Below are 16,256 nucleotides of genomic sequence, written 5' to 3'. Positions count from 1 at the left end.
AGTCTTAGCTATGATCGAGAACCAATAATGCTTTTTCAGCTTGCTGCGTTGCGCGATAACTACGCATCGCACGCTGCGGATGAGGCAGGGTTTGTTGTTGTGCTAGCACCTTATCGAAAATACGCGATGCGAGGTCATGCTCTCCTTGGCTTTGTGCCAAGTAAGCGAGGCACAATAGCATTTCTGCTTCGTCAGGTTGCTTCTTCAGCTCTTGTTGCAGTGCCTTTTGCAGCGCTTCAACGTCACCTTGCTCTATCTCACTAAGGATAGACAATAATTGCGAATATTCACCGCGTTTCAATAACTTCTTCAGGGCATCAGTCACCGACGCAATGTCGCCTATGCGCACAACAGCACGTAAATAGTGTGTATGCGCCGCCTCACGGATATGCTTTGGCAGCTCACTTTGGCGCTTATCGAGCTGAGTTTTATCTGCTCCTTGGAAATATTGTCGTAGCGCCCAGTCCCATTGGTATTCATTAAGACTTTGTGATTTCACCAAACGCGGCACTAGCTCTGCAAATTCACTGTATTTGCGTAATCTTAGTAGCACCTGTGCATACAAATTTAGCTGCTGTGATGTCGCTTTTTTACTATTACACTGTTGCCGTAAGGTCGCTAATACCTCTGCATCTGAGTGGCTCTCTAACCACAGTGCTGCCGGCTTCGCACGGTTGGTATCCGAGAGTTCATCAAGCAAGTTTAGGGCTAGATCTGGCTTATCTTGACGCAAACTTGCTTTGGCGCGCATTGCCAATGCAAAATCCTGCCAATGGTCTTCCACCTTGCCTTTGCTCAATGTATGTTGCAGCTGCTCCATGTCGTCATTAATCAGCGCCCAAATCGCTTGTTCCAATACGGCCTGTTTGCGCTCTTTCGCGCGCGCAAAAAAGCCATGACGCAAATTGCGGTAACTGCCCCAGCCATAGCGCACCAAGCTGTAAATTAAGTAGCCAAAAAACAGCGCCAAGGCGGTAAGAATGGCGAAGCTTACAATGCTTCCCTCTACAGTCCACTGACCGAACGCAATAAGAACATAACCTTTCTCGTCTATCAGCCAAGGCGCTATCGCTGCAACTGCAGCAATAACAATAAAAACAATTAATAAACGCGCCATATTAAGATTCCCCCACAACCTGAACAGAGCTGAGCGTAACTGGCTGCTGAGGAACCAAGGTTTTTAATTGTAGCTGTTTAAGCTGACCCAAAAACTGGCTGGTCTGCGGTTGTTGCAGGTTAAAGTAACGCGTGACAATCTCGGCGGCACTTTGCAGAGCTTGTGTATACAACTTGGGATGTTTATGGCTAGCGGCAAAGCCTGCCTGATCGAGATAAAAGTGAAGTCGCTGTTTAATAAGTCGCTGCTGCTGGTTATCTAATAATGGCTCTATAGCGGCCTCGCGCTTGCGCACTTTTATAAAATCATCCACCAGCTTATCCCAGGTTGCAGCTAAATTGCGTCGCCAATCAGATACATTGTCCGACAATGCCTGTGATTGCTCGCCATTGTTTTCGGTAGGCGCCAATTCAACCATATTAAATTGTAACTTATCGACCTGACCACCAAGGCCGTGAAGTCGAAGCACCACCGCTTCAACATCGGCCACTTCGATGCTGGCCAGCTGCTGTAAATCAGTGTGAATAGCGCGTCTTAATTGGGCATTGCCAGGATAACTTGCCAGTAATGCATCGAGTCGCTTCAGCGTTGCTGCAGCGCCTGCGTAGTTTGCTTCCGACCAAAGTTGAAAATCAGCCATGGCGACCAAGCGCTTCACTTCGTTGATGTCTAACGGCGGTTGCTCCTGATTGTTCAAGCCATCAATGGCTTGCTCTATTTGCCCAGCTACGGCACGTTGATTAGCACTTAGCTCACCATTAACTCTATCACTAAACCGTCGTTGCCATTGCTGAGCACTATGTTGCTGTTGTTGCAGAGCGTTGGCCAATGCTTCGAGGCGTTGGTTGAGCGCTTGATTATCGCTTTGTAGCTGCTCTAAATGCTGTTGTAGTTGGTTCTGTTCTTGGTCTTGCGCCTGCTGTTGTAACCAATATTGATATCCAGTTACCCCAGCCGCAGCCAATGCCACCAGCAACGCTAGAACGGCTGTTTTACTTATTTTTTGTGTCATTGGTTTACTCTGTGATGGTACTGCTTTAGGTTGTGTTGCGCTTGGCGCAGGCTCACTCTTTGGTGTGTTTTTTGGTTGTTCGCTCATGTTTCCTTCCTGCTCGGCACCAATACATGCGGCAATGGCCTCGTTGTCGACATCGGCTGCAACCTTAATGTGCTCGCCTTTCACCCCAAGCTTCACTAGGTGCGCCTTAGTGCGCTCACTTACAATATAAAATTGCCTTGATTTAAGCCACTGTAACAGGCTTTCATCTTGGCAAGCAAAAATAGCATCTGCACCACTGTTACTGGTGATTACCAACGCCTCAACACCCTGCTGCTGCCACTGCTGTAACCATGCCTTGCTGCTACCATTGACAGCTTTGCGCTCGTAAGTCACCAGTGAGTTAACAAAAGCACCTCGGTCTTTCAGCGTTTTGGCAATCAAAGTGCGCCCACCTCGACCTTTGATTAACACGACTGTTTTGCCTTCAACCTTCTGCAGCTCGGGTAATCTCAATAACCCTTCAGAGTCATGCTGTTTTTTTGGCACCTTGGCATTACATAAGAATTGCTGTTCAAGGGCTTGAGCGGTCGTGGGTCCAACCGCAAAGCAAGCCAAATTGGCGGGTAAGGTATCGCGCTGTTGATACAATCCTTGCACAGCATCTTGCGACACAAAAATAGCGATATCAGCCTCATCGAGGGTAGCCAGCTGATTTGCGTCGACTGAGAGATAGTCAATCTGCAGCACAGGTGTGGTACTGACGCGATGACCTGCAGCAATCAACAGCTCAGCGAGTGCTTCTCCTTTGCCTTGAGGGCGGGTGACCACAATATGCGCCATAGTAATAAATCCGTATTATTTTAGTTCGCCATATACTTCGGCAAGAATACTTCCCGCCCCTTGCGCTAACAGGTCATCCGCTAGCGAAATACCAAGCTGCTCAGCTTCAGAAGCGGGACCGGAGATCTCAGCTCGTAAAATTTGCTGACCATCCACCGAACCCACTAAACCACGTAAATAAACGTGATCTTCGTTGAGCTCGGCATAGGCTCCTATTGGTACCTGGCAGCCTCCCTGAAGTCGACGATTCATCGCTCGCTCGGCATCAACTCTAATCCGGGTTTCGCGATGCTCCAGCGGTGCTAGCAATGCCTTAATCGCCATATCATCACTGCGACACTCGATACCCACAGCCCCTTGGCCATTGGCAGGGAGTGATTGCTCAGCACTGATATAACTGCGAATACGCTCGGGCATGTGCAACCGTATTAAACCGGCCGCAGCAAGAATAATGGCGTCATATTGACCATCATCTAGTTTTGCCAAGCGGGTGTTCACATTACCTCGTAAATCACGCACCTCTAAATCTGGGCGCTGCTCTTTAAGTTGGCACTGCCGGCGTAGGCTGGACGTGCCGACCACAGCACCTGCAGGCAAGCTATCAATGTTATCAAACGTATTCGAAACAAAGGCGTCACGAGGGTCTTCACGCTCGCAGATGGTGTGTAACTCGAGACCCTCGGGAAACTCTACCGGGACATCTTTCATTGAATGCACAGCGATATCAGCGCGACCATCCAGCATCGCTTGCTCAAGCTCTTTAACAAACAAGCCTTTTCCACCCACTTTTGCCAGTGGCGTATCAAGAATAATGTCACCCTTGGTGGTCATGGTGACGAGCTCTACGGTAATACCCCTGTGATGACGCTCTAGTTGCGCTTTTACAAACTCAGCTTGCCATAGCGCTAAGGCGCTTTTGCGAGTAGCAATACGCACTCGCGCGGTCGAATTGGTCATGAAATTCCTACTTCGAATTTATCGTGAGCCAACCAAGCGAAATGCTCGGGTAGCCAATAGTTTATTATTTTCGTCTCTCAGCTCTACTCGCCATGTGCCGAGCTGGCTTGGCATGATGTTCTTAGACGAGAAGGTACGGTAACGAGTGGTATGAACACCGAGCTCAACGTTGGCCATAGTTTGGTCATTAAAGTACCACACATGCTTTACTTTTTGTCCTTGTAAACCATGTAATTCGGTGAAGAAAAACAGCTGTTGCTGGAAGTCACTGGTTTTTACTTCTTGGCCAAGAGAGTTAATCGGTTCACGGTCTTGCACAGCGGTTGTGAGCACCGCTCGGCTTACCTTGTCGGTGTCAATTTTGGTGCCTTGAGACAAGCTTGCTACTTTAGCCTCAGTATTAAACTCACTCTCGGGCGCAGGCGCATCTACTGCCGTGTCATTCGCCTGTGCCTCAGTTGAGGGCGCGGACGTGGAGCTCTCAACAGTGCTTGTTTCATTGGTACTCACTTGTGCCACCAGCGTTTGCTCAGACTCCATCATGGCGCTCTTTGAGTCAGCCTCTACTTCATCTTCTTTGTGGGGCTGGCTCGGTTGCACTGGTGCCTGCGCAGCTAACGCGACGGGTGCTGCTTTTGCAACCGTGACCTCTTGCGCACTTTCATTGGGCGCTTCAGCCTGACTCTGTATACCATCGGAAGAGGCCGTATTCACCTCGCCCTGCTCGGCGTTGGCAGGCGTAAATGCTAGGTACCAAATCGCAGCCACAGAACACAAACCAAGCGTTGCAGCACCAACGATGCGGCGCCAATGCCATTGATATTGCACTTCCTTGCGCTCAATACGTTGAGTCTTGTTATTCATATTCGCTGTGATCACGATTTTTTGTCCCATTACCGTTGTTCCTGAATCATTATTAACTTAGTCGCTCAAGCAGCCATTGTCGAATAGCATGCAGCTCGGCATCACAGACTTGGTGGGCCATAGCGTAAGATTGCCAAGATACGTTCATGCCTTCATTTTGCAGGTAAGTATAGGCTTGTTTACCTGCTTCTAAAGGCACCACATTGTCAAAATCGCCATGAGCCATGAAAATATTAAGATCGCGATGGCGGGCCTCATCCGTTAAGCGCTCAGGCTCAGACATATAGGTTGATAGCGCCATAACACCGGCCAGCTTATGATGGTAACGCGGCGCTAAGTGTAAGGCGATAACTCCCCCTTGAGAGAAGCCAGCTAAAATAATTTTATCCGCAGGGATCCCGGCCGCTATCTGCTCGTCTATTAATGCACTGATACTTTGCGCCGATTGTTGCACACCTTGGGCATCTGCACGTTTATCTAGATCAAGAGATTTGATGTCGTACCAAGCCCGCATTTCCATACCACCATTGATGGTCACCGCTTGCACCGGGGCGTGTGGGAAGAGGAACTTGACCCCGAGCTCGGCTGGTAGGTTTAAGTGTGCAGCAACAGGTGCAAACCCTTCACCAGAATCGCCTAAACCGTGAAGCCAGATAACTGTACATTTGTGCTCTGGCGCATCAAACACACTCACGCCGTCAAAGCTACTCACTTAATCATGCTCCCAGCGGATTTCAACACCCGCTTGTTTACTCGCCGCATCACACATAAACTGCCAAAATTCCGCACCAGAGCGGTTATCAATCCAAATATCGCCGCGTAGTTCAAAATGGTGTCCGTTAAACTTAGTAGCGACCCAAACTTGATGTAATGGCGCTTGTTTATTAATGACGATTTTGCTGCGATCAGCAAAGATAATTTCTAATATGCCAGCTGCAGACTCATAATCTAAATCCGCATCAATATCGTCTATCTGCTCTTCTATTGTTAGCATCAAGGCATCGGCTAACTGATGGTATTCGGTATCGGTCATGGTGGTTTCGCTCATTGTGGCTGCGCTCCTATATGCTCGCAGTAACGTTCGATGGGAAATAATTCAACAGCAACGACTACATTTTTTGTATTTTCTGTTACTCTGCGATTATAAAACGAGTCATATTAATTATCTATCGAATCGCTATGTACAAAAGTCATCGTTTGCTTCGTATCCTTGCAGCCTCCAGCTTAACGCTTCTCAGTGCGTGTGGTCAAAGCGGCGCCCTCTATTTGCCACAACAAGAACAAGTAGATAACCAACAAGCAGAAACACCGCTAAATGCCAAGGAAACCGCAAACGATAACGCAGAGCCGTCGCCACAGCAGTAAAAGCAATGGCCTTGGCGCAACTTTGTAGGCATAGTAACAGCATAGAGTGAGCGATTATAAAGCGTTATGTTAGTTAACTTTTCAAAGATGCATGGTTTGGGTAATGACTTTATGGTCGTGGACAATGTTACCCAAAATATTTTTCTCTCCCGAGACCAGATCAAGCGCTTGGCGGATCGCCATTTTGGCGTTGGCTTTGACCAGCTGCTGATGGTGGAAGCACCTTATTCACCGGATTTAGACTTTCATTACCGCATTTTTAACGCCGATGGCAACGAGGTTGAACAATGCGGTAACGGCGCACGTTGTTTTGCTCGCTTCGTACGTATGAAGGGACTCACTAATCGTCATAAAATCACCGTTTCCACTAAAGGCGGCAATATGACGCTGTATATTGAAAAAGACGGGCAAGTGACGGTCAATATGGGGCAGCCAATATTAGAGCCCAAAGATATACCGCTGCAAGCCAATAAGCGTGAGCTAACCTATATTCTTCGCCACCAAGAACATACATTATTTATGGGCGCCGCATCGATGGGTAATCCACACTGTGTGATCGAGGTTGAAGACATTACTGCCGCCGAGGTGCACACCCTAGGTCCAGCTGTTGAGCAGCATGAACGCTTTCCAAAGCGTGCCAATGTCGGTTTTATGCAGATTATTGACGAGTCTCATATTAAACTCAGAGTGTGGGAGCGTGGCGCAGGTGAAACCTTAGCCTGTGGCAGCGGTGCATGTGCAGCCGCCGTTGTCGGCCAGTTGCAAAGCAAGCTTGGGCGCAACGTCAAGGTCGACCTACCAGGCGGAGCTTTGCAAATACGGTGGCAAGGTGAAGGTCATCCAGTCAAGATGACGGGTCCCGCAGAGCATGTTTTTGACGGACAAATAGCCTTATGAGCGAATTAACTACACAGCAAGTCAGTGAATACCTACAACAGAACCCAGACTTCTTTTTAGAAAATCCGGGCGTGTTTGCTTGTATGAACTTTGGCTCTCAGCATGAGAGCGTCGCTTCCTTACAACTGCGCCAGCAGCAGCTATTAAGAGAGCAAAACCTTGCTCTTCAAGAACAATTACAACAACTTGTAAGTCAAGCGAAGCAAAATGAACAGGTTTACCAAGTATTCAGTGCCTGTCATCGCCAGCTTATGAGTGACTGTGAATTTGTCGAGCTTGCCAGTAGCCTAGAGCAACTTATTTGCGAGCAACTGCAGCTTAACGAGTGCAAGTTGGTTCAGTACAATGACGCTCTGCAACCGCTAATAAATAGCCGTTTACACGCACAAGGCCATTATCTAGGACGTCTCTCGGAGCAAGAGCAGGCATTGATCTTTAATCATACCTGCAAGAGCGCGGCATTGTACTTAATTGGTGAGCCGGATGCGCCCTTAGCATTGCTCGCGTTTGCCAGCGAAGATGAACTGCATTTTGAGCCCGCGCAGGACAGCTTTTTTATCTTCGAGTTTGTGAAAGCATTACAAGAGCGTCTTGCTACCAGTTCATGAGCGAGTCGCAGGCGCTAACATTTTCGACCATGGCTGACACTTGGGCCACACCTGTCCAGTCGTACAGTGATTATCTTCGTTTTGAAAAACAATATTCGCCACTCACCTTAGAACAATATCAACGACAACTTCTTGAAGTGGCGAGGTATTATCATGAAGAGCGTGATGGTTGGCTGACCTTAAGCGCTGATGATATTCGCCGGTTCGCCATGTCATTGCGAGCACGAGGCCTAAGTGCACGTACCGTCAGTTTAAAATTAAGTTGTCTGCGGGCTTTTTTTCGCTATTTGAAGCTTTACCACCAGCACCACGACAACCCGGCGCAGTACGTAAAAGGGCCAAAATTCGATAAGCCCCTGCCTCGTAACTTAGATGTAGACCAAATGCATCAATTGTTGGATATTGATGATGATGATCCTCTGGCAGTTCGTGATAAAGCCATGATGGAGCTGATGTATTCCAGTGGTTTGCGGATCAGCGAACTGGTGAGCTTAAATGTAACCGATATAGACGTGCGTGGCGGAGAAGTTCGGGTCCTAGGTAAAGGCCGTAAAGAGCGTATTGTTCCTGTGGGCCGCCAAGCCATTAGCGCATTAAACTCGTGGCTAAAAATACGCCCAGCGCTGATCGGCCAAGACTCTGATGCGCTATTTTTATCACAGCGCAAGTTGCGCATTTCTGCTCGTCACGTACGTGAGCGCATGCGTGAATGGGGTGTCAAACAAGGGATTAGTGTCCAGGTACATCCACACAAACTACGCCACTCTTTTGCTTCGCATGTACTTGAGTCCAGTGGTGATTTGCGCGCGGTGCAAGAGTTGCTTGGACACAGCAGCTTGTCCGCCACTCAGGTTTATACCCATTTGGACTTTCAACACCTTGCCAAGGTGTATGATAATACCCACCCTAGAGCCAAAAAACAGAAGTAACTATGATTCGATTCAATCGCGCCTTAGAGCAAGCCAAAGTGCTCAGTTTTGATTTGGATGACACGCTGTATAACAATCATCCGGTTATTAAGGCTGCACTGCAGGCGCAACATGATTACTTACAAACATTGCCGCAATGGCGCGAGCAAGAAGCTGATTTTTGGCAATACTGTCGCGAGCAGGCGTTAATGCAGCAGCCAGCATTAGCGCATGATGTTACCGCCCTACGTAAGCAGGCACTTACTCACGCCATGAATCACATGGGTGTTGATAACAGCCATGCTGAACATGCCTATCGGGCGTTTGCCGAGGCCCGCAGTGACATTGTTGTTGCCGACAGTGTGCTGGCATTATTGGACACTTTGCGCCAACGCTTTCGCCTGATAGCCATCACCAACGGCAATGTCGATGTCACCCGCTTTAACCTTCATGGCCAGTTTGATGCCGTGTTTATGGCCGGCCCGGACGGTCGTGCTAAACCCTATAGCGACCTTTACCACAAAGCAGCGCAGGCAATGGCAGTCACACCGCAGCAAATAATCCATATCGGCGATAGCTTAGACACTGATGTACAAGGCGCCAATAATGCTGGTTGCAAGAGTGTATGGCTGAATAACCAAGCGATTAGCTACCAGTACAAGGGGCTAGCGGATATGGAGATTAGCGATATCCATGAGCTCGAGATTCTCACTTAAACCGGTTAGTTTGTCCGAGTGTTTAACAGCTCAGCGTTGTATTCCAGAGCTTGCCACTGGTGCCAGCCTGGCTCGCTATGAGCGAAAAATCGCAGCGGCTCCTTTCCTTGCTCTCGTGGCTTATCAGCAACATCATATTATCGGTTTTAAACTGGGCTTTGCGTTGTCACCACAATGTTTTTATAGCTGGCTTGGCGGTGTGGTGCCCAGTTATCGCTCTCAAGGGGTAGCCAGAGCGCTGCTGCAATATCAAGAGCGCTGGGCCAAAGCCCATGGCTATCAAGAAATTCAAGTTAAGAGCATGCTGTGCTTTAGCGCTATGCGTGCCATGTTGGCGAAATATCAGTACTTACAACTCACTGCCAACAGCCAAATTGATGCCGATACTAAGATTGTATTTAGCAAGCTGCTATAAAGCCATCAAGTGCCAGTGTCGGGCCTGCAAAACCATAGCGAATGACAAAGAGACAGCGCACTGGTTATAAAAACAGTATTCTATTTAGCCAAGCTGGAACTCTTGTTATACTGGTGGCAATTATGACAGGTGGAATGCGGCGATGGATGTATCTGAATTACTTGATGGCTTAAACGACAAGCAACGCGAGGCGGTAGCAGCGCCGTTGCAAAATATGCTGGTATTAGCAGGAGCTGGCTCGGGCAAAACCCGAGTCTTGGTGCACCGCATCGCTTGGCTTACTCAAGTTGAAGGAGCCTCGCCTTTTAGCATCTTCGCCGTAACCTTTACCAACAAAGCCGCAAAAGAGATGCGTGCTCGTGTCGAGCAGACCATTCAAGGCTCTGTTGGCGGCATGTGGGTAGGCACATTCCACGGCTTGGCACACCGTATTTTGCGCGCCCATCACCGCGAAGCCAAGCTACCTGAGTCTTTTCAAATTCTTGATAGCGATGATCAACAGCGAATGATCCGCCGCTTACTCAAGGCCATGAATATTGATGAGAAGAAGTGGCCAGCCAAACACCTTGCGTGGTATATCAGCGCCAAAAAAGATGAGGGCCTGCGCCCGGGTGACATTCAAGCCTATGATGTCAACGAGCAGCTATTGCTGCGCGTCTATTCAGCTTACCAAGAGGCTTGCGATCGCGCCGGACTGGTCGATTTTGCAGAAATACTGTTGCGTTGCTACGAGGTACTGCAGCAAAATCCAACACTGCTGCGCCATTATCAACAGCGCTTTGCGCATATTCTGGTGGATGAGTTTCAAGATACCAATACCATTCAGTACCGCTGGCTAGCACTGATCGCAGGCGATACCAACAGCATGATGATTGTCGGCGATGATGATCAAAGTATCTACGGCTGGCGTGGTGCCCGTATCGAGAATATCAAACGCTTCTTGGACGACTTCGACGCCGAAACCATTCGTCTTGAACAAAATTACCGTTCGACTGCTACCATCTTGAAAGCAGCGAACTCTCTGATTGAGAATAACGCAGAACGCATGGGTAAAAATCTGTGGACCGACGGCAATCAAGGCGAGCCTATTTCCATTTATGCTGCTTTTAATGAGCTAGATGAAGCGCGCTTTATTGTTGGCAAAATAAAAACTTGGATGGATGCAGGCAATGCGCTAACCGATACCGCAATTCTTTACCGTAACAATGCGCAATCTCGAGTCTTAGAGGAAGCCTTGTTACAAGAGGGGTTAAAGTACCGTATTTATGGCGGCATGCGCTTCTTCGAGCGCCAAGAAATCAAAGATGCATTATGTTATTTGCGCCTGGTGAGTAATCGTCAAGATGATGCCGCCTTTGAGCGTGTGATCAACACCCCAACTCGAGGCATTGGCGATAAGACGCTCAGTCATATTCGTGACTGTGCCCGAGCCGAGTCGCTGCCGTTATGGTATGCCGCCAAGGCTATCTTAGAGCAGAAACATTTGTCTGGTCGCGCCGCCACGGCAGTTAATCGCTTTATTGAGTTGGTTGAGGGGGTGGAGCAGCGTATTGCTGAGTTGACCCTCGCAGAGCAGGCAAAATACACCATAGAGAATACCGGTTTGATGGCCATGTATCAGGCCGAAAAAGGCGAAAAAGGCCGTGCTCGCGTGGAAAACTTAGAAGAGCTTATTAACGCTTGCGAGCAGTATGAATTACCTGTTGATGAAGAGTTTTCCTCACCACTGCAAGGCTTTTTAGCCTATACCTCTTTAGAGGCCGGAGAGGGTCAAGCCGAAGAGCACGAAGACGCTGTGCAAATGATGACTCTGCACTCTGCCAAAGGCTTAGAGTTTCCACTGGTATTTATGGTCGGCGTAGAGGAAGGCATGTTCCCATCACAACAAAGCCAAGAGGAAAGTGGTCGCTTAGAAGAAGAGCGCCGTCTATGTTATGTGGGCATGACCCGAGCCATGGATAAACTCTATATTACCCACGCTGAAAGCCGGCGCTTATATGGCCAAGAAAAGTATCACAGCCCGTCACGGTTCCTACGAGAAATGCCGGAAGACTGTGTAGAGGAGATCCGCGTTAAAACAAAAATCTCAGCGCCACAACAAGCTAACCGCTTTAGCCCTTCATTGACTCAAGCAGCGTTTGCCGAAAGCGGCTTTAGTCTCGGCCAGCGAGTTATCCATGCTAAGTTTGGTGAGGGTACCGTGCTTAACTACGAAGGAGCTGGCCCGCAATCACGGGTACAAGTAAACTTCGACGATGTTGGTAGCAAATGGTTGGTCACCGCTTATGCGCGCTTACAAGCAATCTGAGCTAGCCTCGTTACTGAGTGGCTTAACCCAGCGGCGTTGGCGACAACTGCTGCTGCTGCGGGGTGAGCCGTCATGGTGCACACAGCAACTGCAATATTTGCAACAGGATACCGACAGCGACTGGTTCACTTTAAGTAAATCTAACCACTGTGTTGATAACCAATGGCCGGAGCATCTGCATCAAATTCTTGGACAAGAGCATAGCTTTGTTGCCTACGATTGCTACAGCGGCTTTTATGCCGATAAGGTAGCCGCAGCCGCTGGCACTGTTAAAGCCGGGGGCCTGATGGTCGTTATGCTGCCAGAAAATACCCACGACTTTGTCGACCCTGGTATCAATAAAATTCTGCCTTATGGCCACCCTCAACCCGAGAGTTGCTTGTTTTGGCGCTGGTTTGAGCAACAATTAGTCGACTGTAAGCCACTTAGCCTCTGTCAATCAGCGCATACTCATCAAGCACTTACTTATCAATCGCTAACTTACACGACCGCAAGTTCTCAGGACTACAGCGAGCAAGAGCAAGCTATAGCGATGATCATCAAAACAGCCACAGGGCGTGCCAATCGGCCTTTGGTGCTCAGCGCTGATCGAGGTCGTGGGAAATCAGCTGCACTTGGCATAAGTGCCGCGAAACTGCCTGACAAAGATATCATCCTCTGTGCCATTCAGCGCCGCTCCCTCGACAGCGCTTTTAAGCACTTAGCAGAGCAGACACAACTCGATGCAGACAACGGCAATCAACTGGCTAACGTACGATTTATGCCGCCGGATAAATTAATCAGTGAGCAGCCGCAATGTGACGTGTTATTTGTTGATGAAGCGGCCACCATACCCATTCCGATACTAAAGCAACTCTTAACTCTTTATCCTCGGGTTGTTTTTGCCAGCACCATGGCCGGCTATGAAGGCAGCGGTCGCGGCTATACATTGCGATTTTTGGACTTCTTGAAAAAAGCCTATAAGAATCACCGCACCTTCAATATGGTTACTCCCATACGTTTTGCTAACGGCGATCCACTAGAGCAAAGCATCAACCGGCTGCTGTTACTGGATATGCGCACACCGGTGCCCGCACAAAGGGTGGACAACAGCGAGGTGGAGCTGCTTAAAGTGCCAGCCCATAGCTTGCTGACTGATGCCGCCTTACTGGAGCAATGCTTTTCCTTATTGGTACTCGCTCACTACCAGACGTCCGCCAACGATTTGCGGCAACTGCTTGATGCGCCGTCACAACACCTTTATATCTGCCGGGATGGCGCCAAGATTATTGGCGTGGCCCTTGTCAGCATGGAGGGGGAATTAGACGAGGATATATCAAGCTCAATCGCCATCGGCCAGCGCCGCCCTCAAGGCCATCTATTAGCGCAAAGTATGATTAATATGTCCGGTGACGCACAGCTCGGACAATTAAGTTATGCACGCATAGTGCGCATCGCCATTGTGCCCGAGCTGCACCATCAAGGGTTGGGTCATTTATTGTTGTCCTTTATTGAGGGGGACTTACGGCAGTCGCAGGTAGCGGTTATTGGTACTAGCTTTGGCGCGCATGCAGCGCTGCTTGCGTTTTGGCAATCGGCCAACTATCGCACTATCAAACTAGGTAGTAAACGCGACCATGTCAGTGGCGAACACAGTGCCTTGATGGTTAAAAGTCTCAATACCCTCGGTGCTTCGAGTGTTGCGACTCTGAGTCAGAGCTGGTGCCAAGATATGCCACTGTTGCTAAGCCACTGCTTTAATGACATAGCACCAAAGTTAACATTACAGCTGTTAAAAGAAGCGCCAACAAGGCCACTCACCGAAGCGGACAGGCTTTGTCTAACTCGCTTTGTGAATAATGAGATACCATTGAACCTATGCTACGGAGCCCTGTACCGCGCAATCGCAGGTAATTGGTCATTGCTGTTCAACGTGGACGATGAAGCCCAAGCGCTTATCTTGCATACCTTAGGTATAAATAAGCGGGTGGTTGATTTGCAGCAAAGCAAAAAGCAGACTAATAAGGTATTAATAGCTTTAGCTTCACAAATACTAACCTAAGGATCAGCATGCTCAGTGCTCTACTGCTTTCGCTCACCCTTGACGTTGCAATGCCCGTGGCGACGAAGCAAAAGCAATCTCTGAGTTTGGGCATGTCATGTGCACTCACCGGCCCCGCACAAGAAATTGGTAAGGCACTTAAGATTGGCGCCCAACTCTACTTTGATAATCATAATAGACACAGTGATACCATCATCAACCTGACGGTCTTGGATGATGGTTATGAGCCAATTAATACTGTGGCTAATACCCATGAGTTCATCACACAAAGAAAGGTCGATGCCCTGTTTGGCTATATGGGGACACCGACTACTGCAGCCATCGTCGATTTAATTTCCAAACACCAAGTCCCGCTATTATTTCCCTACTCTGGAGCAGCTTTTCTGCGCAATCTAGAAACATCCAACGTTATTAATCTGCGTACTAGCTACGACGATGAAGCTATGGCTCATGCCCAGTACTTTAAAGATCGAGGTGTAAAAAGTGTGGGGATAGTTATTCAGGCTGATGAGTTTGGTCTCGAAGCAGGGTCTAGCACCCTAAAAGCACTAGCCAGCAAAGGGTTAGCTGTTAAACAAACGGCACGATTTCGGCGCAATACACAAGATTTAGCCATCGCGCTAAAGAAGCTTTTGCCTCTACGTCTTGATGCCATCGTATTGATAGGAACCTACGTTCCGGTTGCTGAGTTTATAAATACCGCAGCAGAACAAGGGCAAGAACCTTGGTTCGCGGCAATGTCATTTACTTCCGAAAGTGCATTACGGCCTCACCTTAAGCAAAGCTCTCGAGCTATAGTCACAGAGGTAGTGGCGGACCCTAACACGTGTCAGCAACCCCTATGTGAAGCCTTTCGGCGGGATTTCTCCGCCGCAGGCATGAGTAAGGCCAATCGCTTACATTTTGAAGGTTACTTAAATGCTTATGCGATGACACTGATTGCTGAATTCTGCCAGCAAAGGCAAGCCCCTATGTCATCCTGCATTGCTCAAAATGGCGCACTCATCAGCTCTCAAGATCCGCAGCTTGCAACACTCTTCAAGCTTTCAAAGCCCGTTGGTGAGAATAGTTACATCGTTCCACTTAATTAACTGTATTTGCTGGTTAAAAAGTCTATCTAGACTAAGCTTTAGAATAACGATTGCGGGCAACTCTTAGACTTTTATGGACTTTGTTAATTTTCGTATTGGCGCTAAAACCATCTCTTTAAAGATCCTTGATATCTTACTCACTGAGCGTTACGACGATAACCTCACCAGTCTTCCTAATGAGCACAAAGCGTTTCTCGGGGTCAAAGACTATATGGATATACCAACACCGGTATTCGATTTAGGTATTATGCTCAATGGTGTCTCCACGAAGCAGAGTAATGCAAACTTGGCGCATAAGTTGGACCAGTTTATTACATTAAATAAAACGTGGTTTACGGCGCTGGAGAACGCCGTAGAAAATACCCAAGCCATGACCAACGAGTACGACGATGATATTCGTCAGTTTGTGCGCTGGTACCAAAATATGCACGCCCACGACAGTGACCTAAAAGATATCCTACAGCGCTTAAGTGACAGCCATCAGCGTCTATTAGAGCAAGCTAAATTGGTGCGCACTGCCACACAAGAACAAGGGCGTGAAATATTGAGCTATGAAAAGCATCACAGCTTTGCTCACCTCAATCGCTTATTAGAAACCGCCAAAGATCAGATCTTATACAACTATAAGCCTATCATCGTTTTTACCACTAAAGATGGTCTAAACCCCTATATTGGTTTGCTTATAGACAGAGTGGAAGACAGCATCAGTGTCGAGCAAGATGATATTAAGTCACTAAGTGAATTAACGTCGGTTGGGTTTAATATAGATAATGAAACCAAACATATGATGGCCGGATTAATAAAGCTCGGCGATAGTCACTCAGTGATCATAGAGCCCAGTGCTATTTTTAGGCCTGAACACCTTTCTCACAGTCCAGAAGAAACGCCCGCATATGGATTATTCTAATCAGTAAAGGTTTATCCTGACTAGGTTGCTGTGTTGTAGGTCAGGGTTTTACCCTGACTAGGTGATGCAAGGCTGAAGCCTGGCCTACAGGCATAAAAAAACCCGCTGCACTTCTGCAACGGGTCTCTCTAATTAGGAGCCTGGTGATGACCTACTTTCACATGGGCGAACCCACACTATCATCGGCGCAGTTCCGTTTCACTTCTGAGTTCGGCATGGGGT

At 48.3% G+C, this 16,256-nt stretch carries 16 protein-coding genes; 10 read left to right on the top strand and 6 right to left on the bottom strand.

The genetic code is table 11. The features are described from left to right. Positions 1 to 4: 4 nt before the first annotated feature. Genes MHM95_RS18435 through cyaY form a run of 6 tightly spaced genes read right to left on the bottom strand, consistent with a single transcriptional unit; the run spans position 5 to position 5,811 of the window. Positions 5 to 1,117, bottom strand: a complete 1,113-nt coding sequence (locus MHM95_RS18435) for a heme biosynthesis HemY N-terminal domain-containing protein (RefSeq protein WP_239385979.1) — start codon at positions 1,115 to 1,117, stop codon at positions 5 to 7. Position 1,118: 1 nt separating this feature from the next. Next, the gene (locus tag MHM95_RS18430) at positions 1,119 to 2,957 is read right to left on the bottom strand and encodes a uroporphyrinogen-III synthase (protein ID WP_239385978.1); all 1,839 of its coding nucleotides are present in this window, start codon (positions 2,955 to 2,957) and stop codon (positions 1,119 to 1,121) included. A gap of 15 nt (positions 2,958 to 2,972) precedes the next feature. Then, a complete protein-coding gene (gene hemC / locus MHM95_RS18425) occupies positions 2,973 to 3,914 on the bottom strand; it encodes a hydroxymethylbilane synthase (protein ID WP_045979489.1) in 942 nt (313 codons plus the stop codon). A gap of 18 nt (positions 3,915 to 3,932) precedes the next feature. Then, the gene (locus MHM95_RS18420) at positions 3,933 to 4,808 is read right to left on the bottom strand and encodes a DUF2914 domain-containing protein (RefSeq protein WP_239385977.1); all 876 of its coding nucleotides are present in this window, start codon (positions 4,806 to 4,808) and stop codon (positions 3,933 to 3,935) included. 22 nt (positions 4,809 to 4,830) lie between these two features. Next, on the bottom strand, positions 4,831 to 5,490 hold the full coding sequence (locus MHM95_RS18415) for an alpha/beta fold hydrolase (protein WP_235420180.1): 660 nt from the start codon (positions 5,488 to 5,490) through the stop codon (positions 4,831 to 4,833). After that, positions 5,491 to 5,811, bottom strand: coding sequence for an iron donor protein CyaY (gene cyaY / locus MHM95_RS18410; RefSeq protein ID WP_239385991.1), 321 nt, complete (start codon positions 5,809 to 5,811; stop codon positions 5,491 to 5,493). A 146-nt stretch (positions 5,812 to 5,957) separates the two neighbouring features. Here cyaY and MHM95_RS18405 point away from each other — a divergent pair, with 146 nt between their 5' ends. The 10 genes from MHM95_RS18405 to MHM95_RS18360 all read left to right on the top strand — a co-directional run bounded on the left by MHM95_RS18405 (position 5,958) and on the right by MHM95_RS18360 (position 16,034). Then, the gene (locus MHM95_RS18405; protein ID WP_022943589.1) at positions 5,958 to 6,143 is read left to right on the top strand and encodes a lipoprotein; all 186 of its coding nucleotides are present in this window, start codon (positions 5,958 to 5,960) and stop codon (positions 6,141 to 6,143) included. 66 nt (positions 6,144 to 6,209) lie between these two features. Next, the gene (dapF, locus tag MHM95_RS18400; RefSeq protein ID WP_022943590.1) at positions 6,210 to 7,040 is read left to right on the top strand and encodes a diaminopimelate epimerase; all 831 of its coding nucleotides are present in this window, start codon (positions 6,210 to 6,212) and stop codon (positions 7,038 to 7,040) included. Beyond that, positions 7,037 to 7,648, top strand: a complete 612-nt coding sequence (locus tag MHM95_RS18395; protein WP_022943591.1) for a DUF484 family protein — start codon at positions 7,037 to 7,039, stop codon at positions 7,646 to 7,648. The genes dapF and MHM95_RS18395 overlap by 4 nt, the downstream gene beginning before the upstream one ends. Beyond that, on the top strand, positions 7,645 to 8,577 hold the full coding sequence (xerC, locus tag MHM95_RS18390; RefSeq protein WP_275442115.1) for a tyrosine recombinase XerC: 933 nt from the start codon (positions 7,645 to 7,647) through the stop codon (positions 8,575 to 8,577). The genes MHM95_RS18395 and xerC overlap by 4 nt, the downstream gene beginning before the upstream one ends. Before the next feature lie 2 nt (positions 8,578 to 8,579). Further along, complete coding sequence (locus MHM95_RS18385; protein WP_130144806.1) at positions 8,580 to 9,272, top strand: HAD-IA family hydrolase; 693 nt, start codon at positions 8,580 to 8,582, stop codon at positions 9,270 to 9,272. Then, entirely contained in the window at positions 9,250 to 9,687 is a 438-nt protein-coding gene (locus MHM95_RS18380) for a GNAT family N-acetyltransferase (RefSeq protein ID WP_239385976.1), read from the top strand. Before MHM95_RS18385 ends, MHM95_RS18380 begins: the two co-directional genes overlap by 23 nt. Positions 9,688 to 9,829: 142 nt before the next feature. Further along, positions 9,830 to 11,995 (top strand): DNA helicase II, encoded by a 2,166-nt coding sequence (gene uvrD / locus MHM95_RS18375; protein WP_239385975.1) that lies wholly within the window; start codon positions 9,830 to 9,832, stop codon positions 11,993 to 11,995. After that, positions 11,973 to 14,036: a GNAT family N-acetyltransferase gene (locus MHM95_RS18370; protein ID WP_239385974.1), complete on the top strand. Its 2,064-nt coding sequence runs from the start codon at positions 11,973 to 11,975 to the stop codon at positions 14,034 to 14,036. Before uvrD ends, MHM95_RS18370 begins: the two co-directional genes overlap by 23 nt. Before the next feature lie 8 nt (positions 14,037 to 14,044). Next, entirely contained in the window at positions 14,045 to 15,127 is a 1,083-nt protein-coding gene (locus tag MHM95_RS18365; protein ID WP_138549038.1) for an ABC transporter substrate-binding protein, read from the top strand. Positions 15,128 to 15,200: 73 nt separating this feature from the next. Further along, the gene (locus tag MHM95_RS18360) at positions 15,201 to 16,034 is read left to right on the top strand and encodes a chemotaxis protein (protein WP_151172252.1); all 834 of its coding nucleotides are present in this window, start codon (positions 15,201 to 15,203) and stop codon (positions 16,032 to 16,034) included. The last annotated feature ends 222 nt before the right edge of the window (positions 16,035 to 16,256 follow it).

It is taken from the genome of Pseudoalteromonas sp. CnMc7-15 (genome assembly GCF_022347925.1).
GTDB lineage: Bacteria > Pseudomonadota > Gammaproteobacteria > Enterobacterales > Alteromonadaceae > Pseudoalteromonas > Pseudoalteromonas ruthenica.
This window is presented reverse-complemented; position numbering and strand designations above follow the sequence as displayed.

What these genes read in the sequence shown, in the direction of transcription:
- MHM95_RS18435 (WP_239385979.1), bottom strand. Translation starts at nt 1,117, where the DNA reads ATGGCGCGTTTATTAATTGTTTTTATTGTTATTGCTGCAGTTGCAGCG.
- MHM95_RS18430 (WP_239385978.1), bottom strand. Translation starts at nt 2,957, where the DNA reads ATGGCGCATATTGTGGTCACCCGCCCTCAAGGCAAAGGAGAAGCACTC.
- hemC (WP_045979489.1), bottom strand. Translation starts at nt 3,914, where the DNA reads ATGACCAATTCGACCGCGCGAGTGCGTATTGCTACTCGCAAAAGCGCC.
- MHM95_RS18420 (WP_239385977.1), bottom strand. Translation starts at nt 4,808, where the DNA reads ATGGGACAAAAAATCGTGATCACAGCGAATATGAATAACAAGACTCAA.
- cyaY (WP_239385991.1), bottom strand. Translation starts at nt 5,811, where the DNA reads ATGACCGATACCGAATACCATCAGTTAGCCGATGCCTTGATGCTAACA.
- MHM95_RS18405 (WP_022943589.1), top strand. Translation starts at nt 5,958, where the DNA reads ATGTACAAAAGTCATCGTTTGCTTCGTATCCTTGCAGCCTCCAGCTTA.
- dapF (WP_022943590.1), top strand. Translation starts at nt 6,210, where the DNA reads ATGTTAGTTAACTTTTCAAAGATGCATGGTTTGGGTAATGACTTTATG.
- MHM95_RS18395 (WP_022943591.1), top strand. Translation starts at nt 7,037, where the DNA reads ATGAGCGAATTAACTACACAGCAAGTCAGTGAATACCTACAACAGAAC.
- xerC (WP_275442115.1), top strand. Translation starts at nt 7,645, where the DNA reads ATGAGCGAGTCGCAGGCGCTAACATTTTCGACCATGGCTGACACTTGG.
- MHM95_RS18385 (WP_130144806.1), top strand. Translation starts at nt 8,580, where the DNA reads ATGATTCGATTCAATCGCGCCTTAGAGCAAGCCAAAGTGCTCAGTTTT.
- MHM95_RS18380 (WP_239385976.1), top strand. Translation starts at nt 9,250, where the DNA reads ATGAGCTCGAGATTCTCACTTAAACCGGTTAGTTTGTCCGAGTGTTTA.
- uvrD (WP_239385975.1), top strand. Translation starts at nt 9,830, where the DNA reads ATGGATGTATCTGAATTACTTGATGGCTTAAACGACAAGCAACGCGAG.
- MHM95_RS18370 (WP_239385974.1), top strand. Translation starts at nt 11,973, where the DNA reads ATGCGCGCTTACAAGCAATCTGAGCTAGCCTCGTTACTGAGTGGCTTA.
- MHM95_RS18365 (WP_138549038.1), top strand. Translation starts at nt 14,045, where the DNA reads ATGCTCAGTGCTCTACTGCTTTCGCTCACCCTTGACGTTGCAATGCCC.
- MHM95_RS18360 (WP_151172252.1), top strand. Translation starts at nt 15,201, where the DNA reads ATGGACTTTGTTAATTTTCGTATTGGCGCTAAAACCATCTCTTTAAAG.